This is a genomic window from Ferrimonas sp. SCSIO 43195, from assembly GCF_023716685.1.
In the GTDB taxonomy this organism is placed as follows: Bacteria; Pseudomonadota; Gammaproteobacteria; order Enterobacterales; family Shewanellaceae; genus Ferrimonas; species Ferrimonas kyonanensis.
Genome location: NZ_CP072679.1, coordinates 4468845 through 4489026 on the forward strand (window position 1 = coordinate 4468845; position 20182 = coordinate 4489026).

Here is a 20182-nt window from a genome sequence, read left to right on the forward strand (position 1 = left end):
TGTGTCTGGCATTGACTCAGTCCCGGGGCTCGGCGGCCTCGCGGGTAAACTGGCGCAGGGACTCCACCAGCCAGGGCGGTACCGCACGGCCACTGCGCTGCACCAGGTGGAATCCTGGTTCACCGTCCCCACAACTCAACCTCAGTACCTCCTGACGCACTTCATCGGGAATGCGCTGCACACGAATGCCGTTGACCGAGCGCAGGAAGTTGACCGCATGAGCGCCACACACGACCGACAAATTACTGGAGTTGACGATCATCTCGGTCAGTTCAGTCAGGCTATTGACCCGGGCGGCCACGTTCAGGTCCAGCGCCATTTTCCGAGCCACCGACTCCAGCGGATCCTCGGTATCATTAAACTCGGTCATCTCGGTTACCACAATGGGATGCCGGAACAACTCGGCGAGGTTGACCCGGCCCTGCTGCCATATCGGGTGCTCACTGCAACCCACCAGGTAGGCCGAGGTATTGCGGGCCACCAGCTCACTGCCCAGCTGCGGACAGCCTTGTAAGGCGTAAAACACCCCCAGGTCCAGGTGATGGGACTCCATGTCCTCCACCACCTTGCCATTCCAGCCGGTGGTAACAATATCCAGTTGTTCACCACGGCTGCGACACACGTTGCTCAGGTACTGAGTCAGGCCCGCCTGCATGGTGGCCGGAACCGCAATGGAAACCCGACGGCGCTCGACCACATCGGGGTGAAGTTGTTCCGATAAACTGTCGGACACTTGCAGCAACTGTTCCATGGTGGGATAGAGACGAGACGCGAGAGAGGTCGGCTCAAATCCATACTGTTTTCGAATAAATAATTGATCGTTAAATACTTGTCTTAATGCAGCCAACGCTCTACTAATTTTAGAGGGCTGCACTCCCATTCTTTTTGCGACTGTCTGTGAATTAAGAACTTGGTATATATTAACAAACACAGTTACATTAAATATTGATAAGTCGCATATGCTATCTATCTTTGAACACGAGTTCATAGCAACTCCTTGGTACATCATCATCGCTTTAAAAAGTACCACCAAATGGGTAGAAAACAAAAGATCTAATTCAGATATTTATGAACCCAAAACTCGATTTGTAGAACTGCATCTTTCATTTTATTGCTTTTGAATACAGCAATTTAGGGTAAAACGCTGAAATTCGCGGTGAAATTGTTAAAAACGCAATACTAAGTTGCGACTAGTAATATTCAGAAGGTTGAAAAAGCAATTAATCATATTGCCAATAAGTGATATTTAAAGAATGCATTTCCCGAAAATGGAAATATTTACCAGATCAAAATATTCCTATTTATAGGGCAAGTTAGGAATCAAATTTGATCGTAATCAATATTAATGGGGCAAATAAAGAATAAAAATAGAGTCAAGGAAGGGAAATCCCCTTTTTAAGCCCAGGAGGATATTATGAGCTTCGCTACTTTCCTAACAGTTGTATTACCTTATCTGTTCTTGTTCTTTGTTCTGTTCATCGCATTGCCCTATGTGGCCTCTGCCATTGTGGTGGGTTTCTACGAGTACCTGACCGACGGTAAAAAGAAAACCGTTGCCGCTCCAGCCCGCCACGCCAAACCGCAACACTGATCGACTTCGGGCCCTTCGGGGCCCCCAATCTCCCCGGAGGATATATGAGAGATCGGCATCTGCTATCGATCTTGGTGAGCTGCGCCTTGCTGGCCATGGCTGCCTCACCCCTGCAGGCGGCCAACGACACCTCAGCCAAGTGCCTACGTTGCCACAAGAAGAACGGCTCCATGGAAGGCGTTCACAGCACCATCGGCAAACAGGGACTGGCCTGCACCAGTTGCCACGGCGACCAAGGCAGTCACCCCAGAAAGAAAGCGCCGGTCATCGAGTTTGGCGCCGACAGCCAGACTGAGGTGGCGATCCAAAATCAGCGCTGCGCCCGCTGCCACAAACCGGTCAAGCTGCGTAACGCCGACTGGACCCACGATGTCCATCAGGACAAAGTCGGCTGCGCCGACTGCCACCAACTGCACCCCCACACCGACCCCATCTCCGAACTGGATGAGATCGGCCGGACCCAACTGTGCGTGGATTGCCACGGCAGCCAGCAATAAGGAGAGATCATGAGCCTGTCCAGACGCCAATTTCTAGGCTGCTCCGCTGCCTGCGCCGTCACTGCGGTCATCAGCACCGACGCCAGCTCCGACGCTGACACTAAAGTGAAGAACCTGGCAATGATTCACGACGAAACCAAGTGCATTGGTTGCCGGGCCTGCGAGCACGCCTGCCGGGAAGTCAATCACGTGCCGGAAGGAGTCAGCCGCCTCAAACTCAATATCGACGGCCCGTTCAATGCCGACGAAGACCCCTACTACCGCTTCAGTCGCGACAGCTGCCAACACTGTCAGGACGCTCCCTGCATCAGCGTCTGCCCCACCGGCGCCGCATTCCGGGATAAGGAAACCGGCATTGTCGATGTCGATCCGTTTAAGTGCGTCGGCTGCCAATACTGCATCGCCGCCTGTCCTTACCGGGTTCGGTTCATCCACCCGGTGACCAAGGCCGCCGACAAATGCGACTTCTGCCGCAAAACCAACCTGGCCGAAGGCCGGCTGCCGGCCTGCGTCGAAGCCTGCCCCACCAAGGCACTGACCTTTGGTGACCTCAACGATCCGAACAGTGAACTGGCCACCATCTTGCGCCACCAACGCACCGAGCGCGCCAAGTTGGATCTGGGCACCAATCCCAAGCTGTTCCGCATTCCCAGCCAGAAAGCAGGAGTACTGTAATGAACACCGTAGAGAGCGCACTGCATTTCGACACCCTGGTCTGGCACTGGCCCATCGCCATCTACCTGTTTCTGGCTGGCGTCTCCGCTGGCGCCACGGTGATCGGCATTCTGACCAAACGTAAACTGGAAAATAAGGGACTGCCTGCCCACCACAGTGGCATTGTTCAGGGCGCCGCCGCCGTAGGACCACTGGCGATCATGGTCGGCCTGGGGCTGTTGGTGCTCGACCTCACCAAGCCGTTTGATTTCTGGAAAATCATGGTGTTTTACAACCCCACCTCGGTGATGTCCCTGGGGGTGATCGCCGCGTCACTGTACATTGGCGTTCTGCTGGTGTGGCTGCTGATCGCCTTTGCCGCCCCAATGCGCAAACTGGAAGCGGCACTGCCTAGATTCGTGGCCCTGGTGAACTGGTTATGCCGTCACAGTCGCCCAATTGAAAACGTGCTGGCCGCCCTGGCGGTTATCCTCGGCGCCTATACCGGCTTCCTGTTGTCGGCGCTCAAGGGCTACCCCATGCTCAACAACCCGATCCTGCCGATTCTGTTCCTGGTCTCCGGCATCTCCTCCGGGATCGGCGCATCCATCCTGATGAGCTTGCTGCTGTTTAAGCACCGTCCCACCGACGATGACATCCACTTTGTCCATGGGTTGGAGTCGCCACTGGTGATCTTCGAAGGCTTCCTGCTGTTTGCCTTCTTCATCGGCCTGGCTTTTGCTGGTGGCCAGAGTCTGGAAGCCGCCAAGGTCGCGTTGGGTGGCGGCTTCTGGTCGGCGATCTTCTGGGGATTGGTGGTGGTCGGCGGCATGCTGGTCCCCGCGGCCCTGAACCGCTGGATGCCGGAGAGGATGCGGCACAGCAATGCCTTTGTGGTCACCACCTGCATGCTGACCCTGATTGGGGTGTTCGCCCTCAGGCACTTTGTTTTGTACGCCGGTCAATTGACCGTCGCCTGATGCTTCGGCATCAACACCACTGGAGATGATGATGAAACACACCCTGATAACCCTGATGCTGTGCAGCTTGCCTCTGGCAGTCAGCGCTCAGCCGATCGCCGATAGCCACAGCGACATGAGTGGCTGCGAAAGTTGTCACGCAGAGGGGGTTCCTTCCAGCGACATGGCCTTTGAAAACCAGGCTTGCCTGGATTGCCACGGCGCCATGAAGGAGTTGGGCGGCGACGCCCATGAAAAACACGATGGCATACTGGAATGCACCGACTGCCATGTGGCCCACGACGATGTGGACCTCAATGCCGGTTGCGCCAACTGTCACGAATAACGGTGCCAAGGCGGTTGCCCTCGGCGTGATGACCCGATTCGGCAACCGCTGCCGCCCGTTGCAACACAGGACGATTTTCTCGGCCAGGACGGCCCCCGGTTAGTCCGGGATCTCATCCTACTTTGGCCACCCTCAGGGTGGCCCCTTTTTGAGACTCACGGAGCACACCAATAAGTAAGGATGAAATAAATTAGATAAGACTCATGCTTCAGGACACATTATTAAATTGCAGATTAATGGGTTTCAACTATCTGCTTTTCGAAAAATGAGATATTGCATTTCAGCCAACGAAGATTAGGCAGCAATTCACAACTGTCTTTCCCTGTCCTTTCCTCAATCCCCGTTTCTTCCTATCCTGCTCTTATCCCCACTGGGTTTATTCCGGCATCTTGGACAACCGGCTCTATTCACTTCTATTACTAGGCGTTTCCAATGATGAAACAGCGTCTGATTTTGCTGCTGCTGACCCTAATCAGCCATCCGGGGCTGGCCATCGATGATTGCGATGAATGCCACGACGAAAAGTGGTCCGTCACTCCGGCCCACATCTGGATAGACACCGAACATCATCTGGATGAAGTCAGTTGCATGGACTGTCACCGCTGGGCAGAAGGGGACGCACTTCCTCCTCTGTTACCGGACGAAGCCTATGTTCGACAACACTGCACCAAATGCCATGATTCTCCCAAGGCGCTTAGCGAAAAAATGGCCATCGCCCAGCGCCACTGACCTGTTCCCTGCGAGGTCTGCGCCCCTCATCAGGCGCAGGCCTTCATTTAATTCACCTGCTCACGAATAAAGCGTTCCACCGCATCCTGGATGGGAATCAGCCTGTCGTCTGCGCCTATGTCCGTCAGCAAACTGTACTGTGGTCTGGGCTGGTAGCCGTGCAGCGAATCATATTGGTCATTGGTGAGCTTCTCAGCTCGAAACCCTTCAAAACTGTCGATAAACCTAGCGGCGCAGCGGGTTCCCACAAAGGAGATCGCCTGGCTGTTGACTAGGCGCTCGATGAGGCTGGCCAGGCTTTGTACCTTCCGATCCACCTGCAGTTCATGGCCCCTTTGCTCACACCAAACTTCGAAGGGGTCCACCTCGTTGTTGAACCCAATCACCTGGGTAATGACAAAGGGGTACTCAGCCAGGTGCTCCAGAATTCGCTCCCTTTGCCAGACCGGATGGTCCCTGGCCGCCACAATATAGAGAAACTGCCCCTCACTGATGCGCCGAACCTGCAACTGATCGCTGTTCTGACTGACGCAGTCCTTCAACTTGCGACACTCCCTATGGGTCACCGCCATGGACAAGCTGCCATTGAGCACCTGCTGGCAGATGCGCAGATTCAGAGGCTGGATGGAAACGGTCACCTGACCAGGCAGTTGACTTGCCGCATCGGCCAGGCGCTGCGGCAGCCCCACCGACAAGGTAGGCGGCAGCGCAACTTTCACTTCCAGGGGTTGATGGCGGGCCAGGTCTTTCTGATACTGCTTATCCAGTAACGACATAGCCTGGCGAAAATCCTGCTCCAGAGCCGAGGCCTTGGCCGTTGGCACAAAGCCGCTCTTCTTTCTAATAAACAGAGAATCACTGTACACCTGCCGCAACCCTGCCAGGCTGCGGCTGACTTTGGCCGGAGAGAGCCCCAGGCGTGATGCGGTGGTTTTACTGCACCCGGAATCAAAGATGGAAAGGAATACGCGAATATCGACCAACTTAAGGTTGAGCATGGCTACTGCGCCTGAGGCAAACCAGAAAGCCCCATGCTACTCCGGTTAATAGATTAAGTTAACTAGGTTTTATCGAATTTACCGTCATAAGGTTCCGGCAGTAACCAGGCTGCACTGAAGGTTAGCTGTCAGATTCGGAAACCGCAGACACCACCAGCACGGTACCATCCACCTCGATCACTTCCACCTGCTCCCCGGCTTGCACCTCCTGTTGCTCGACACAGCGTGCCGACCAACTGGTGTCGCCGATTTTCACCCGCCCGCTCTGAGCCGAGACCGAGGTCAATGTGGTGCCCAGGGCCCCGATCAGGCCACGACTACGCTGATTCAGACCGGTGCGTTCCAGTCCGCGCTTGTCGCGCCCGCGCTGGTACAGGTACCAGCAAAACGTAAACAGCAACGACAGGCAACCAAACACAAACCACTGGTTTTCGACACTGACCGAAGAGAGTCTGGCCAACACACTGGTGGAGATGGCGGCGCCGCCAATCCACAACAAGTAGCCGCCGGAACCGATCAATTCCAGGGTCAGCAGCAACAAGCCGGCAATCAACCAGTGGGTGGCGGTCATGCTCAGTAACAGTTCCATCACGATGACGCCCTCACCTGTTGAATCAGTTCGGTAATACCGGCAACGGAGCCGGCCAGGTTGCTGCCTTCCACCGGCAACATCACCAGCTTACTGGAATCGGATTTGCCGATGTCCGCCAACGCTTCGGTGTAGCGCTGGGCAATAAAGTAGTTGATGGCGTTAAGGTCGCCACTGGCGATGGCGTTGGACACCGTGGTGGTGGCGTTGGCTTCGGCCTCCGCCTGGCGCTCCCGGGCTTCCGCTTCCAGAAACGCCGCCTGACGCTCCCCTTCGGCCCGCAATATCGCCGCCTGCTTTTCCCCATCGGCCTTGAGAATCGCCGCCTGCTTCACCCCTTCGGCTTCGAGAATCTCGGCACGCTTGGAACGATCGGCCTTAAGCTGGGCATTCATCGACTCGATCAGATCCAACGGCGGCGAGATGTCCTTGATCTCGATGCGCGTCACCTTCACGCCCCAAGGCTGGGTGGCTGCATCCACCACCGCCAGCAAGCGATCGTTGATCTCATCCCGGCGAGACAGCATCTCGTCCAGCTCCATGGAGCCCAACACCGTTCTCAGGTTAGTCATGGCCAGGTTCTGGATGGCGTTCTCCAGGTTATTGACCTCATAGGCGGCCCGCCCCGAATCGATCACCTGAATAAAGGTCACCCCATCCACGGTTACATTGGCGTTATCGCGACTGATCACCACCTGGCTGGGAATGTCCAGTACCCTTTCCATCACATTGATTTTGTGCCCAATGCGATCGATAAACGGTACCACCAGGTGCAAACCTGGCTTCAATGAACGCGTAAAGCGCCCAAACCGCTCCACGTTCCATTCGTGCCCCTGAGGCACAATTTTGACCGCGGTAAACACCGCCACCAGGGCAAACACGACGAAAATAAAGCTGGGTCCCAGCACTTCGATAAACATACCAATCTCCATGGTTACTCCTAGAGTGGACGGCGGCGTCCTGGGCGGCGACATCCCCGACCATGACGAGTATACTAGCCCAAAAGCGCAGCCTGGCCGCGCGCATCAGCTATGATTGTAGCCTGTAAATTAGAGACTATCGCATGAAATTCAGGGATATACGAGAGTTCATAAGCCACTTGGAACAGGCTGGCGAGCTCAAGCGGGTCGCTGCCGAAGTCGACCCCCATCTGGAGATGACCGAGATCAGCGACCGGGTGCTGCGCAGCGGCGGTCCGGCGCTGTTGTTTGAGAACGTCAAAGACAAGCAGATGCCGGTGCTGGCCAACCTGTTTGGCACCCCGAAACGGGTGGCAATGGCCCTGGGCCGGGAAGACAGCAGTGCCCTGCGGGAAGTGGGGGAGTTGCTGGCGTTTCTGAAGGAGCCCGAGGTCCCGTCCGGGTTCAAGGACGCCATCTCCAAGGTGCCGATGTTCAAGCAGGCGCTCAACATGCCCCCCAAGCGGGTCTCGAAAGCCCCCTGCCAGCAGGTGGTGATCAGTGGCGACGACGTCGATCTGACTCAACTGCCGATTCAGCACTGCTGGCCCGGCGACGTGGCGCCGCTGGTGACCTGGGGATTGACCATCACCAAGGGCCCCAACCAAAAACGCCAGAATCTGGGCATCTACCGTCAGCAACTGCTGGGAAAGAACAAGCTGATCATGCGCTGGCTGGCCCATCGGGGCGGGGCACTGGACTACAAAGATTTCCAGGAAAAACACCCGGGCGAGCGCTATCCGGTGTCGGTGGCACTGGGATCTGACCCGGTCACCATCCTCGGCGCCGTCACCCCGGTTCCCGATGCCATGAGCGAATACGCGTTTGCCGGGCTGCTGCGAGGCGAACGCACCGAGGTGATCAAATCCATCAGCAACGATCTGGACGTACCGGCCCACAGTGAAATCATCCTCGAAGGCTACCTGGAGCCCGGCGAGGAAGCCGATGAAGGCCCTTACGGCGACCACACCGGCTACTACAACGAAGTGGAGCGCTTCCCGGTGCTGACGGTCACCCACATCACCATGCGCAAAGACGCCATCTACCACAGCACCTACACCGGTCGGCCGCCGGATGAGCCTGCCATGCTTGGTGTGGCGCTGAACGAAGTGTTTGTGCCAATCTTGAAAAAACAGTACCCGGAGATCGAAGACTTCTACCTGCCGCCGGAAGGCTGCAGCTACCGAATGGCGGTGATCACCATTAAGAAGCAGTACCCGGGTCATGCCAAGCGGGTGATGATGGGGGCCTGGAGCTTCCTGCGCCAGTTTATGTACACCAAGTTCATTATCATCTGCGACGATGACGTCAACGCCCGCGACTGGAACGACGTTATCTGGGCCCTGACCACTCGAGTCGACCCCAGCCGTGACACCCTGATGGTGGACAACACCCCCATCGATTACCTGGACTTCGCCTCCCCGGTAGCCGGGCTCGGTTCCAAAATGGGCATCGATGCCACCAATAAATGGCCAGGGGAAACCCAGCGGGAATGGGGCGAGCCCATCGTCATGGACGAGGCGGTCAAAACCCGGGTCGACGACCTGTGGGACTCACTGGGAATCGATTAGTGGCGATAGCCGCAATCGATCCTTACGCTGGCGTGTCGCCCGGGCTTCGGGCTACAATGCGCCGCAGTAACTCGATAACAATGAGAATAGAATGCAAAGGATCCGCTGTAACATCGCTTCGGTGACGCCGTTTTGCGATACCGTTTTCAAGGTCATCCTCACCCCGACACAACCGGTGTCGTTTGCCGCCGGCCAGTACCTGACCGTGGTGATGAGTGATGAAGATAAACGTCCGTTCTCCATCGCTTCCAGCCCGGTCAACGGCGACCAGCTGGAGCTGCACATCGGCGCCGCGGTCGCCGAGAGCTACGCCATGCAGGTGATCGAAGCGATGCAAAACCGCGACAGCATCGAGGTGGAGCTGCCGTTCGGTGACGCTTACCTGCGCCAGGATCAGTCACGACCAAGGTTGCTGATTGCCGGTGGCACCGGCTTCTCCTACATCAACAGCATCATGGAAACCCTGATTGCTGCCGGTGATACCAGCACCACCTTTCTGTACTGGGGCTGCCGGGATCAGGCCAGCATGTACCAGGCCGACAAGCTGACCCAGTGGGCGCAGCGCTGCCCTCACCTGACCGTCATTCCGGTGTTTGATGAAGCGGTGGCTGGCCAGCGCCAAGGCACGGTCATCGACGCCGTCTGCAATGATTTCATCAGCCTGGGTGACTACGACGTCTACATCGCCGGACGCTTTGAGATGGCAGGCGCCGCCCGTGAAGCCTTCCGCAACAAAGGGGTCGATGAACGGCGCCTGTTCGGTGACGCCTTTGCTTACATCAAGTAGCCGCCACCGAGCCACAAAAAAACCGCCGACAGGCGGTTTTTTTGTGGGCGGACGGGCTATAAGGCGTAGCTGGTCACCACTCCGGTAAACAGCGCCAACCCGGCCCAGTTGTTGTTCAAGAACGCTTTAAAACAGGCATCGCGATGACGATGGCGAATGCGCCACTGCTGATGCACGAACAACAGCGTCATCACCACCAGCCCCGCGTAGTACGGCCAGGCCAGTTGCAGACGCCAGCCCAGTGCCGACAGCAGCACCAGGGTCATCAGCTGAAACAGCGCGATAAAGTGACGATCATAGCGGCCAAACCAGATGGCGGTGGACCGTATCCCCACCTGCAGGTCGTCTTCACGATCGACCATGCCGTACATGGTGTCGTAGGCCACGGTCCAGCACCAATGAGCGAAAAACAGGTACCAGGCTTCCAGCGGTACCGCGCCGGTCTGGGCCGCAAACGCCATGGGAATCGACCAACTCCACACCACCCCGAGCACCATCTGGGGGCCGGGGAAAAACCGCTTGGTGAACGGGTAGAGGATGGTCAGCGCCATGCCGACAAAGGACATCATCACCGTCAGGGTATTGAGGGTCAGCACCAGGGAAAAACACACCAGCCCCAGCACCACGAACAGCGCCAGTGCCTCTCTGGGCTTGAGCTCGCCACTGGCCAGCGGCCGCCCCTTGGTGCGCTCCACGTGGCCGTCGAGGTCGCGGTCGGCGTAGTCGTTGATGATGCAGCCGTTGGCGCGGGTCAACCACACCCCCACAAAGAACACCAATACCACCCGAGGGTCCGGTGAGCCATTATTGGCGGCCAGCCAGATGGCCGACAGCGTCGGCCATAACAACAAAAAAGTTCCAATTGGCCGGTCCAGTCTGGCCAGGCGCAGGTATGGCCCTAATCGATCACGCATCACTGCAAGCATCTTCCGTGCCCGTACTCGTCAAATTCCAACTGGGGCCATTATGCGGCAATCCCGGCCAAACTACTATCCGGCGCTGAAGTTAAACCGCTGCAATTGCACCTGCAGGTCGCTGGCATGACTGAGCAGCACCTGGCTCTGCTCGGCCACCTGTTCCGCCTGGGTTTTCACCTCGACACCGGCGTCATTGGCGCGGATCAGGTTCTGATTGATCTCTTCGGACACCGAGCTCTGTTGCTCCGCAGCGGTGGCAATCTGACCGGCACGATCGTTGGCATCGCGGATCTGAGTCACCATCTCCTTAAGGGTATCGGCCATCTGCTGACTGGTTTCGGCGCTCTGGGTGGCCATGGTCGCACACCCCTGCATCGCCTCCACCGAGGTCACGGCACCACGCTGCAGGCTCTCGATGGTGGTCTGCACTTGCGAGGTGGACTCCCGGGTCCGGGCCGCCAACTGCCTCACCTCATCGGCCACCACCGCAAAGCCCCGCCCTTGCTCGCCGGCCCTGGCCGCTTCGATGGCGGCATTGAGCGCCAGCAGGTTGGTCTGTTCGGAGATGCCGTTAATCACCTCCGTAATTTCGCTGATGGCCTGAACCCCCTGATGCAGCTCGGCGATCCGTTCGGCACTGGTGCTGACACTGTCTGCCAGGCGGTTGATCTGCTGCTCCGCCTGCTGCATGCGCTGCTGACCGTCGACGCTGCTTTGGGACGCGGAATCGGTGGATGACGCCGTTTGCTCGGCGTTGTGGGCCACATCGCCGATGGTGTGGCTCATCTCATTGACGGCGGTAGCCACCTGCTGCAACTGTGCCTGCTGCTCCTCCACCGTATGCTGACTGGCCTGGGCCGATTCGCTCAGGGCCTGAGACTGCTGCTGGGCATCGTCGGCATTGCGCTTCACCTCGGCCAGCACCTGCACCAGCGAACGGCGCATCTTGGTCAGCGCCTGGGCCAGATGACCCAGCTCATCGCGTCGGTCCAGCAACTGATCGTCGCGGCCACTGAGATCGCCATCGGCCATGGCATCGCAGGCCTTTTCCAGATCACCGATGGCCTGGCTGATGTCACGACGAATAAAGTGGCTGACCAACTGAGTAATGGCGGTGGCAATGATCGACACCCACACCAGCCGCACGATCAAATCCCAGAACAGCGCCTGAGTATTGGCATGTTCCACACCGGCACCCACGACCCAGTTCCAGCGGTCGTCGGCCATCACGTAGGAAGTTTTGTCCCGCACCGATTGGTCGTTCTGAGTCAGGGCATAGGTCAGGAAGCCGCGGCCGCCGTTGGCGGTGCGATCCAGCATGGTCTGCCAGTGACGCTGGCCGTTGGCGTCGGTCACCGCCGTCATCACCTGCCCCAGCTGGTCCGGGCGGCGGCTATGGGCCAGCAGGGTACCCTGGCGATCCAGAACCCAGAAGTAGTTGTCCCCTTCAAATCTCAATGCCGCCAGCGCCGCCAGCGCCTGCTGCTTGGCCTGGGCCTCACCCAGTTCGGGAATCAGGGTCTGATAATGAGTCAACAGGGAGCTGGCCTGCTCCACCTGATTGACCAGCGCTTCATCGCTGGCTTCGTTGATGCGCTGCTTCAGCAGATCCGCGGAAAAAACCAGCAACCACAGGGTGGCAATGATGGAAAGGATGACCAGTAACCAGAGCTTCTTGCCCAGTGAAATACGCTTAAGTAACAGCACGTTAACTTTTCCTTGCGAAGTATGTACCGGCAAAGTACACACTTCTGACACAAGGAGTCTTGATCTGGATCACGGGCCATCAGTGAAATGGGAAAGCTCTCACAATCGCCGCTGACCGTAGTCCAGAGTCGGCTGCACGCTGAAGCGGCCATGGCGATCTTCGGCCATCACCCGGCCAAAGTCGCGCTGACTCAGTTGCACCAGCAACTGATGGTCACCGGCTTCAAAAAACACCTGCTGCTGGTCCTGCAACACCTCATCAAACACCACGGGAACGTGGTACGCCTGCCCCAGCGCCGGCAAGGCACCAAACTGACAATCGGGGAAGGTTTGCGATGCTTCCACCTCCGGCATCAGAGACAGATCCCGTTCCAGCAACTCCCCCAGCCGCTTCAGGCGCAGGCGCCGGTCCGCCGGGATCACCGCCATCAACTGGCGCCCCTGGTGATCTTGCAGCATCACCGCTTTGGCCACCTGTTGCTGGGGGATGCCGGCGCTGATGGCCGATTGCAGGGCTGATTCGGAATAGGGGTGGGACACCACCCGAAACGGGATATGGTGTTGATTGAGGTACTCACTGATACTAATGGCAATGCCCATGACGATTCCTCCTAAGGCTTGCACCACCTTAAGTGTAATCGCAAATGCCGGCGCCGGCAGGGAACCGGCGCTGACCGGGCCTTACATGGGTTGCAACCGGGCGTAAGCCACCACCAACCACTTGATGCCCTGACCATCGAACGCCACCTGCACTCGACTCTGGGGACCGGTGCCTTCGTAGTTGATGATCACCCCGTCACCAAATTTCGGGTGTTTTACCCGCTGCCCCAGCTTAAGGCCGGTGGCATCGAAGCTCTTGTCGGTCTGGCTGAAACGGTTGACGCTCTTGGTACTGCTGACCTGAGTCTGGGCCCGTATCGGCTCCAGGTACTGCTCAGGGATCTCGCTCAGGAACCGGGACGCCTTGGCAAAGGTTTCCCGGCCATAGATGCGGCGGCTTTCGGCGTAGGTGATGGTCAGCTTCTGCATCGCCCGGGTCATGCCGACGTAACACAGGCGCCGCTCCTCCTCGAGCCGGTCTCCCTCCTCGACCGCTTTCTGGCTGGGGAACATCCCCTCTTCGACGCCGCACATGAACACCAGCGGAAACTCCAGTCCCTTGGCCGAATGCAGGGTCATCATCTGCACCGCATCCTCACTGTCGCTGGCCTGGTTTTCACCGGCTTCCAGCGCCGCATGGGCCAGGAAGGCGTTGACGTCACTCATCTCCTCGGCCTCTTCCGGCTTTTCAAAGGTCCCGGCCGCCGTCACCAGTTCCTGCAGGTTCTCCACCCGCGCCTGGCCCTTTTCGCCTTTTTCCTGTTCGTACATGGCCCGCAGCCCGGACAGTTCGATCACCTTATCGGTGGCCAATTTGAGGCTAAAGTCGGCAATCTCGTCGTCGACCTCTGCCACCAGATCCATAAAGCCCCGCACCGCGTTGGCGGCCCGTCCGGACAGTGCTTTCTCATTCAACAATTGCTGACAACTGCGCCACAACGACAACCCATGCTGGCGGGAGGTGGTGCGAATGATGTCCAGGGTGCGATCGCCGATGCCCCGCGCCGGGGTGTTGACCACCCGCTCGAACGCCGCATCGTCGCTGCGGTTGGCCACCAGTCGCAGGTAGGCCAGGGCATCTTTGATCTCCTGACGCTCGAAAAAGCGCAGACCACCGTAGATGCGATAGGCCACCTGCTGATGCAACAGTGCCTCCTCCAGCACTCGCGACTGAGCATTGGAGCGGTACAACACCGCGCAGTCCGCCAGCGCTCCGCCCTGCTCCAGGTGCTGCTTCACCCGGCTGACAATAAAACGGGCTTCCTCGAGTTCGTTGAAGGCCTGGAACACGGCGATCAACTCGCCATCCTTGCCGTCGGTCCACAACTCTTTGCCCATCCGCTCGGCGTTGTTGGCAATCAGGGTGTTGGATGCCGCCAGAATGTTACCGGTGGAGCGGTAGTTCTGTTCCAGCCGAATCACTTCGGAACCGGGGAAGTCGTCCAAAAACTTGGTCAGGTTTTCCACCTTGGCACCACGCCAGCCGTAGATGGACTGGTCGTCGTCGCCGACGATCATCACATTGCTGCTTTGCCCCACCAACAACCGAATCCAGGCATACTGAATGGCGTTGGTATCCTGAAACTCATCCACCAGAACATGCCGAAACCGGCCCTGATAATGCCGCAGAATTTGCGGGTGCTTGAGCCACAACTCATGGGCCCGCAGCAGCAGTTCGGCAAAATCCACCAATCCGGCCCGATCACAGGCCTCCTGATAGGTGCTGTAGATGCGAAGCAGCATCTGCTCCATGGGATGGTGCCCGGCATCGATGTGCGCCGGGCGCAAGCCCTCGTCCTTTTTGGCATTGATGTAACCCATGGCCTGCCGAGGCGGCCAGCGCTTTTCATCCAAATCCAGGCTTTTGAGGATGCGGCGAATCAACCGGTACTGATCGTCGGAGTCGAGAATCTGAAACCCTTCCGGCAGTCCCGCCTCATGGTGGTGCGCCCGCAACAGTCGGTGCGCCAGCCCGTGAAAGGTGCCGATCCACATTCGATTCATGGGGCCGCCCACCAGCGACTCGATGCGACTGCGCATCTCCGCCGACGCCTTGTTGGTGAAGGTCACGGCCAGAATGGCGAACGGGCTCTCACCCTGCTCATTGAGCAACCAGGCGATACGGTGGGTCAGGACTCGGGTCTTGCCACTGCCGGCACCGGCCAGCACCAACACCGAACCGGGCGCCGACTCAACGGCAGCCCGCTGCTTGTCGTTGAGGGAGTCGAGTAGCTCAGACGCTGAGGCCGACGGGATCATGGCAAGGCTCCAATGGGAAAAAACGCCACTATAGCAAAAAACACTGAGTATTTAACCAGTATTCAGAGGGGCAACTGCAGCAGCTGCGGCAGCCGCTGAAAGGCAAAGGTGGGCAGACTGGCGGCGAGCGGTCGCGCCGCCTGCTCATAGGGGGGCGTCAACCAGCCGCTCTGACAGCCGGCCCGATTGGCTCCGGCCACATCCGCATTGGGGTGATCGCCGATGTGCAGCAGCTGAGCGGGCGCCACCCCCAGTCGCTGCCAGGTCTGTTCAAACAGGGACGGGTCGGGCTTCATCGGCCCATGCTGACCGGCATAGCGGGCTACCACAAACGGCGCCTGGGGCCAGAACCGGGCCAGATCGGCGTTGCCATTGGTGATCGCCGCCAACGGACAGCGCCGCGCCAAGCGTTGGATCACCTGGCGCACCTCGTCGCTGACCACAATCTCATTGCGCCACTCCAGGAAATTGGCCATGGCGCCATCGGCCAACTCCGCCGAGGCACAGTCGGACAGCCCTAACGCCAGCAACCCCCGTTCCAGGGTGCGGTGCCGCAACCGGGTGGTATCGTGACGCAACTCCGGCGTCAGCCTCAGCTGATGGGCCCGCTGCTGCCACCACCAACGACGCTCTCCGGCCTGGGGAAGGCGGCTGTGATGAGCCAGCCACTGCATCAACCGGGCTTCGGCGGCCAGCAACACCGGCTTATTGTTGTATAAGGTGTCATCCAGATCGAAGCTGATCGCTTTCACCGGATACAGGCGACGATAAAACTGCATGGGCATCCACCCCTGTTCAAGAATGCCCCTAGCATAGCACTGCTGGCGGCGACGCCTAAACGACGCCGCCATCGACAACCGCCCCTTTCTGTCCGGACAGGCCGCCTCCTGAGACATTCTGTCCCGGCGCAATGGTTATTTCAGGTCACTCTTTTCCTTTGGGCGCATTTACTGTTGATCCAGCTCTAAGGACCAGCGCAAGGCGATTGAAGATAACGTGACCAAGATCCGAAAATGACCTCACAACTCCAGTCTGATTACAAGTGGAACAACAGGTTATGCGGTTTACTACGGTGGCAAGTGCCATTGCACTGGTGTGCAGTGGCTCGACTATGGCGACGGATCAATCCGATTCCGTGTTTGACGTTCAAGAGGTGATCGTGGTGACCGGTGACGCACCGGCCCCCCAGCAACTGGCCACCACCAGCTACAGCATCTCCCAGGAGGATCTGCAGCAGCAGGGGGCCCTGACTCTGGACCAGGCGCTGACCAAGATTCCCGGTGTCTATGTACGCACCGGTGGTGCCGGTCGACCACTGATCGACATTCGCGGTTTCAAGACACGCCATGTACTGCTGCTGGTCAACGGCGTACCAGCCAACAGCAGTTATGACGGCCAGTTTGACGCCAGCCTGATCCCTGCCAGCCGCATCGAAGAGATTCAGGTCAGCATGGGCCCAAGCTCGCTGCTGTACGGCACCGGCGGTAATGCCGGGGTCATCAACGTCATTACCCGCACCGGCATCGATGCCAGCAGCGTCAGCGCCGAGGTGGGTGCCGGCAATGACGGTCGCTGGACAGCCAATGCCAGTGTCGCCGGTGCCACCGACACCCGCAACCTGCTGCTGAGCTACAGCGGCAGCGGCCAGGACGGCTTCAACCTGGCCGACGACTTCACCCCGGGTCCGGAAGAGAACGGCGGCCAGCGCAACAACAGCGATAACCGCTCGGACAGCCTGTATGGCAATGCCGAGTGGCAATGGGGTGACGACACCCGCATGAGCCTGACCGGCGAATACGAGCAGGCCGAGTGGGGCAAGCCCAGCCGAGTCGGCAACCTGGCCGACAGTAAAATTAAGTACGAACGGGTGGATGACCTGAAGAAAGGTGGCATCCAGTTCAGCGTGGCGCACCGCCTCAACAGCCACAACAGTGTACGTGGTTTTGCCTACCACAATTGGCAGGACAAGCTTGAAAATCAATACACCAACGCCGACTTCGATGCCTACAAGCAGCAAAGCGACTCTACCGCGACCAATCAGGGCTTTAATGGCCAGTGGATTCTGAGCAATCAACAGCACGTGCTGACCACCGCGGTAATTCTGGAAAACCAGCAGTACGATGCCACCGTGATTAAAGCCGCCAGCTCCGGCGGTGGCGGCGGCAAGGGGGGCAACAAAGCCCAGGCCCGAGCCGGTGGCAACGGCGGCGGCAACGGCGGCGGTAACGGCGGCGGTAACGGTGGCGGCAACGGTGGCGGCAGTGCCCCCAGCATCAGCCACCTGGACGAGAGCCAGAACCTGTACACCCTGGTCACCGAGTACCAGTGGCTGGCCAATGGCGACTACGGCGCCACCCTGTCGGCCGGCTGGCACCGCAGCGACATCGAAGAGAAGAACCGCTATTCCGCCCTGGCTTCCGGCTTCTACATGCTGGGCAACAACACCCAGCTGCATGCCTCCGCCGCCCGCAAGGTCCGCTTCCCGACGCTGCGCAACCTGTACGAAGGCAGCGGTGCCAACGCCGAGCTGGAACCAGAAACCACCGAGCACTTCGAGCTGGGACTGGAGCAACAACTGGATGCCGCCAACAGCTGGATGGTGTCGGTGTACCACAGCGATGTCGACAACTACATCGAAAAGGACAGCAACGATGTCTATCGCAACTACGCTGAATACCGATTCCAAGGGGTCGATCTCGGCTGGAGCAACCGTTCGCTGGACGCGGTGGATCTGGATCTGACCTACAGCTATCTGGATGCGGAAAATCGCGGTGAGGACGATCAGAATCGCGATCAATTGCAGAACCGTCCGACTCATACGGTGAAGCTGAGCCTGCTGACCCGACTGCCATGGGAAGTGACTGCCCGCCTGGACGCACAGCGGGTCATGGATCAGGTGTACTACGACGCCAACGGCCCGGTGGACATCGATGACTACAGCCTGGTGGATCTGAGCCTGGGACAACCCCTGCCCTGGCAGGGCACCTCCTGGCAACTGACGGTCACCAACCTGCTGGATGAGTACTACGAGCAGAGCGAAGATCTGCCCGCCGCCGGACGGCAGTGGATGCTCAGCCTGCGCGCCGAGTTCTGAACATGACGGCACTGACCCTTACCGGGGTCACGGCAGAACGTAACGGCGCCCCTTTGTGGGCGCCGTTGGATCTGCGCCTGCCTAAGGGGCAGGCCCTGCTGGTGTCCGGCCCCACCGGCTGCGGCAAGAGTACCCTGTTGCAGATCCTGGCTGGCATTCAGCCGATCAGCGGTGGTGACCTGCGTCGCCCGAACCGCTGCGGGCTGGTGCTGCAAGACCCCAACCTGCAGCTGCTTCGTGATCAAATTGGACCGGAGGTGGCCCTGGGCCTGGAGACACAAGGCGTCCCCTCCAAGCAGATGAAAGCCCGCGTTCGCCAGGCTCTGGATCTGGTGGAACTGGACCTGCCCCTGAACCACCCCACCCGAGCCCTGTCACTGGGACAGAAATACCGGGTGCTGATGGCCGCCCAGTTAGTCAGCCGGCCAGAACTGCTGCTACTGGACGAGCCTTGGGCACAACTGGACGATCAGGGTTTCGCTCAATTGCAGGCTTTACTGAACCGCCTCAAACGGCAGGGCCTCACCCTGGTCATTACCGAGCATCACAGCGACGGCTATGGCGACCTCATCGACCATCACCGCTGGCTGACCCAGTCCGGCCTGGGCCAGCCACCGCAACCGGATTCACAGTGCCAGTCACTGGCTCTGCCCCCGCCCATAGCCCCAGCCTCGGCGCTGCTGCAGTTAACCGCCATGACCCTAACACTGGGGAACCAAGACCGACTTAAGGCCAGCGCACTGGCCATTCACCCTGGTGAGTGCGTGCAGTTGTGGGGCAACAACGGCAGTGGCAAAACCACCTTGCTGCGGGCCCTGTGTGGACTGACGGCCGCCCCCGACGGCCAGGTTATGGTACTGAATAGCCCGCCGCGTCTCGACAGTCATGGCGGGCAACTGGCGCTGGTGTGCCAGGAGCCCGCTCGCCAGCTCAGTGCCACCACCGTCGCCGAAGAGCTCAGGCTGTCCTTACGGCAACTGGGGCTGCCAGAGTCTCAGTGCCGACAACAGGCCGACCAGCAATTGGCTCAGTTAGGCCTGAGCACCTTGGCCGATCGTTCACCGCTGACGCTGTCTTACGGGCAACAGCACCTGGTGGCCATCGCCAGTCAGCTGTGTCGACAGCCCAGGCTGCTGTTGCTGGATGACCCCTTTGCCGGACTGGACGCCGACTCCAGCCAACGTTTATGGCGTGCGCTGGCGCAGCGGCTGCAACGGGGGGGCGCAGTGCTGATCGCCAGCCACCGGCCTCTGCCCTTGAGTCACCGCCAGTGGCACATCGAGGCGGGAGAGATCCATGAAGGTTAGCACCCGCAGCCGTACCCGGATTAAGTTGGCACTGGTTCCGGTTCTGGCAACGGCGGCACTGCTGTTGCCCCCCTGGGCGCTGGCGCCACTGACCATGGTCAACCTGAGTCTGTTACTGCTTCAGCCTCAGGGGCTCAAGGCCCTGTCTCAACTGACCCGGCTGGTGCTGGTGCAGCTGGTGCTGATTGTGTCGCTGTACCTGATCCGTTTCGGCCTGAGCAGTTGGCCGGATGCGCTGTTGCTGTGTCTGAGGATGACCCTGATGCTGGTTCCCGGACTGTGGTTTTTCCTGTCCACCCCGGGTCACCATACCCTGGCGGCCATTCGAGGCTGGATGAGTGACCGCAACGCCCTCATTCTCGGCGCCTGCCTCAGCCAGATTCCGCTGATCGCCGATGAGGCCAAAGAGCTGTACCTGTTGCAACGGCTTCGAGGCGCGCCCATCGGCAGCGGCGATTTGTGGCGCCCGGCCGCCTGGAAGGCCCTGGCCAGCCAGGTGCTACTGCCATTACTGATCCGCTTGATTCGATTGAGCCAACTGCAAGCCACCGCCCTGCAGGCCCGGGGCTATTGCGATGACAACCCCAAGCCCATGACCCACTACCCGGAGGAGTAATC

General features: G+C 59.1%; 20 protein-coding genes and 1 pseudogene. 11 read left to right on the forward strand and 10 right to left on the reverse strand.

Features of this window, described 5'->3' with window-relative positions; all coding sequences use genetic code 11:
- Positions 1–16: 16 nt before the first annotated feature.
- Together J8Z22_RS20655 and J8Z22_RS22265 are read right to left on the reverse strand one after the other, a co-directional pair.
- Positions 17–751, reverse strand: coding sequence for a LysR substrate-binding domain-containing protein (locus tag J8Z22_RS20655; RefSeq protein WP_028111376.1), 735 nt, complete (start codon positions 749–751; stop codon positions 17–19).
- A gap of 84 nt (positions 752–835) precedes the next feature.
- A pseudogene (locus tag J8Z22_RS22265) lies at positions 836–1012 on the reverse strand (hypothetical protein); the annotation flags it as partial.
- A 402-nt stretch (positions 1013–1414) separates the two neighbouring features.
- Here J8Z22_RS22265 and J8Z22_RS20660 point away from each other — a divergent pair.
- The 6 genes from J8Z22_RS20660 to J8Z22_RS20685 all read left to right on the forward strand — a co-directional run bounded on the left by J8Z22_RS20660 (position 1415) and on the right by J8Z22_RS20685 (position 4776).
- Complete coding sequence (locus tag J8Z22_RS20660) at positions 1415–1591, forward strand: hypothetical protein (protein WP_156896889.1); 177 nt, start codon at positions 1415–1417, stop codon at positions 1589–1591.
- Positions 1592–1635: 44 nt separating this feature from the next.
- Positions 1636–2088 (forward strand): multiheme c-type cytochrome, encoded by a 453-nt coding sequence (locus J8Z22_RS20665; protein ID WP_252007948.1) that lies wholly within the window; start codon positions 1636–1638, stop codon positions 2086–2088.
- 9 nt (positions 2089–2097) lie between these two features.
- Positions 2098–2763, forward strand: a complete 666-nt coding sequence (locus J8Z22_RS20670) for a 4Fe-4S dicluster domain-containing protein (RefSeq protein WP_028111374.1) — start codon at positions 2098–2100, stop codon at positions 2761–2763.
- The gene (gene nrfD, locus J8Z22_RS20675; RefSeq protein WP_028111373.1) at positions 2763–3722 is read left to right on the forward strand and encodes a cytochrome c nitrite reductase subunit NrfD; all 960 of its coding nucleotides are present in this window, start codon (positions 2763–2765) and stop codon (positions 3720–3722) included. Before J8Z22_RS20670 ends, nrfD begins: the two co-directional genes overlap by 1 nt.
- Positions 3723–3747: 25 nt before the next feature.
- The gene (locus J8Z22_RS20680) at positions 3748–4047 is read left to right on the forward strand and encodes a cytochrome c3 family protein (RefSeq protein WP_245595534.1); all 300 of its coding nucleotides are present in this window, start codon (positions 3748–3750) and stop codon (positions 4045–4047) included.
- 432 nt (positions 4048–4479) lie between these two features.
- A complete protein-coding gene (locus tag J8Z22_RS20685; protein ID WP_252007950.1) occupies positions 4480–4776 on the forward strand; it encodes a hypothetical protein in 297 nt (98 codons plus the stop codon).
- A gap of 47 nt (positions 4777–4823) precedes the next feature.
- Here the strand turns inward: J8Z22_RS20685 and J8Z22_RS20690 are convergent, their stop codons facing one another.
- From J8Z22_RS20690 to J8Z22_RS20700, 3 genes are all read right to left on the reverse strand, one after another.
- Positions 4824–5774: a LysR family transcriptional regulator gene (locus tag J8Z22_RS20690; RefSeq protein WP_028111370.1), complete on the reverse strand. Its 951-nt coding sequence runs from the start codon at positions 5772–5774 to the stop codon at positions 4824–4826.
- 121 nt (positions 5775–5895) lie between these two features.
- A complete protein-coding gene (locus tag J8Z22_RS20695) occupies positions 5896–6363 on the reverse strand; it encodes an NfeD family protein (protein ID WP_252007952.1) in 468 nt (155 codons plus the stop codon).
- On the reverse strand, positions 6363–7295 hold the full coding sequence (locus J8Z22_RS20700; protein ID WP_245595533.1) for an SPFH domain-containing protein: 933 nt from the start codon (positions 7293–7295) through the stop codon (positions 6363–6365). Before J8Z22_RS20700 ends, J8Z22_RS20695 begins: the two co-directional genes overlap by 1 nt.
- 131 nt (positions 7296–7426) lie before the next feature.
- Between J8Z22_RS20700 and ubiD the strand changes: the two genes are divergently transcribed.
- Together ubiD and fre are read left to right on the forward strand one after the other, a co-directional pair.
- Entirely contained in the window at positions 7427–8893 is a 1467-nt protein-coding gene (ubiD, locus tag J8Z22_RS20705; RefSeq protein WP_028111367.1) for a 4-hydroxy-3-polyprenylbenzoate decarboxylase, read from the forward strand.
- Between the two features lie 91 nt (positions 8894–8984).
- A complete protein-coding gene (gene fre / locus J8Z22_RS20710; protein WP_028111366.1) occupies positions 8985–9680 on the forward strand; it encodes an NAD(P)H-flavin reductase in 696 nt (231 codons plus the stop codon).
- 56 nt (positions 9681–9736) lie between these two features.
- Here fre and ubiA read toward each other — a convergent pair whose 3' ends face one another.
- From ubiA to J8Z22_RS20735, 5 genes are all read right to left on the reverse strand, one after another.
- Positions 9737–10594 (reverse strand): 4-hydroxybenzoate octaprenyltransferase, encoded by an 858-nt coding sequence (ubiA, locus tag J8Z22_RS20715; protein ID WP_252007954.1) that lies wholly within the window; start codon positions 10592–10594, stop codon positions 9737–9739.
- 75 nt (positions 10595–10669) lie between these two features.
- Positions 10670–12304 (reverse strand): methyl-accepting chemotaxis protein, encoded by a 1635-nt coding sequence (locus tag J8Z22_RS20720; RefSeq protein ID WP_028111364.1) that lies wholly within the window; start codon positions 12302–12304, stop codon positions 10670–10672.
- A 99-nt stretch (positions 12305–12403) separates the two neighbouring features.
- Positions 12404–12904 carry an aminoacyl-tRNA deacylase gene (locus J8Z22_RS20725; RefSeq protein ID WP_028111363.1) on the reverse strand — a complete coding sequence of 167 codons (501 nt, stop codon included), beginning with the start codon at positions 12902–12904 and terminating at the stop codon, positions 12404–12406.
- Positions 12905–12985: 81 nt separating this feature from the next.
- Complete coding sequence (uvrD, locus tag J8Z22_RS20730) at positions 12986–15163, reverse strand: DNA helicase II (protein WP_252007956.1); 2178 nt, start codon at positions 15161–15163, stop codon at positions 12986–12988.
- Positions 15164–15225: 62 nt separating this feature from the next.
- A complete protein-coding gene (locus J8Z22_RS20735) occupies positions 15226–16059 on the reverse strand; it encodes an HAD-IA family hydrolase (protein ID WP_252007958.1) in 834 nt (277 codons plus the stop codon).
- Between the two features lie 161 nt (positions 16060–16220).
- On the opposite strand from J8Z22_RS20735, the gene J8Z22_RS20740 reads away from it, so the two are divergent.
- From J8Z22_RS20740 to J8Z22_RS20750, 3 genes are read left to right on the forward strand one after another with little or no spacing between them, the layout of a single operon-like run.
- Entirely contained in the window at positions 16221–18257 is a 2037-nt protein-coding gene (locus tag J8Z22_RS20740; protein WP_028111360.1) for a TonB-dependent receptor, read from the forward strand.
- A gap of 2 nt (positions 18258–18259) precedes the next feature.
- A complete protein-coding gene (locus J8Z22_RS20745) occupies positions 18260–19564 on the forward strand; it encodes an ATP-binding cassette domain-containing protein (RefSeq protein WP_252007960.1) in 1305 nt (434 codons plus the stop codon).
- The gene (locus J8Z22_RS20750; protein ID WP_252007962.1) at positions 19554–20180 is read left to right on the forward strand and encodes an energy-coupling factor transporter transmembrane component T; all 627 of its coding nucleotides are present in this window, start codon (positions 19554–19556) and stop codon (positions 20178–20180) included. The genes J8Z22_RS20745 and J8Z22_RS20750 overlap by 11 nt, the downstream gene beginning before the upstream one ends.
- The last annotated feature ends 2 nt before the right edge of the window (positions 20181–20182 follow it).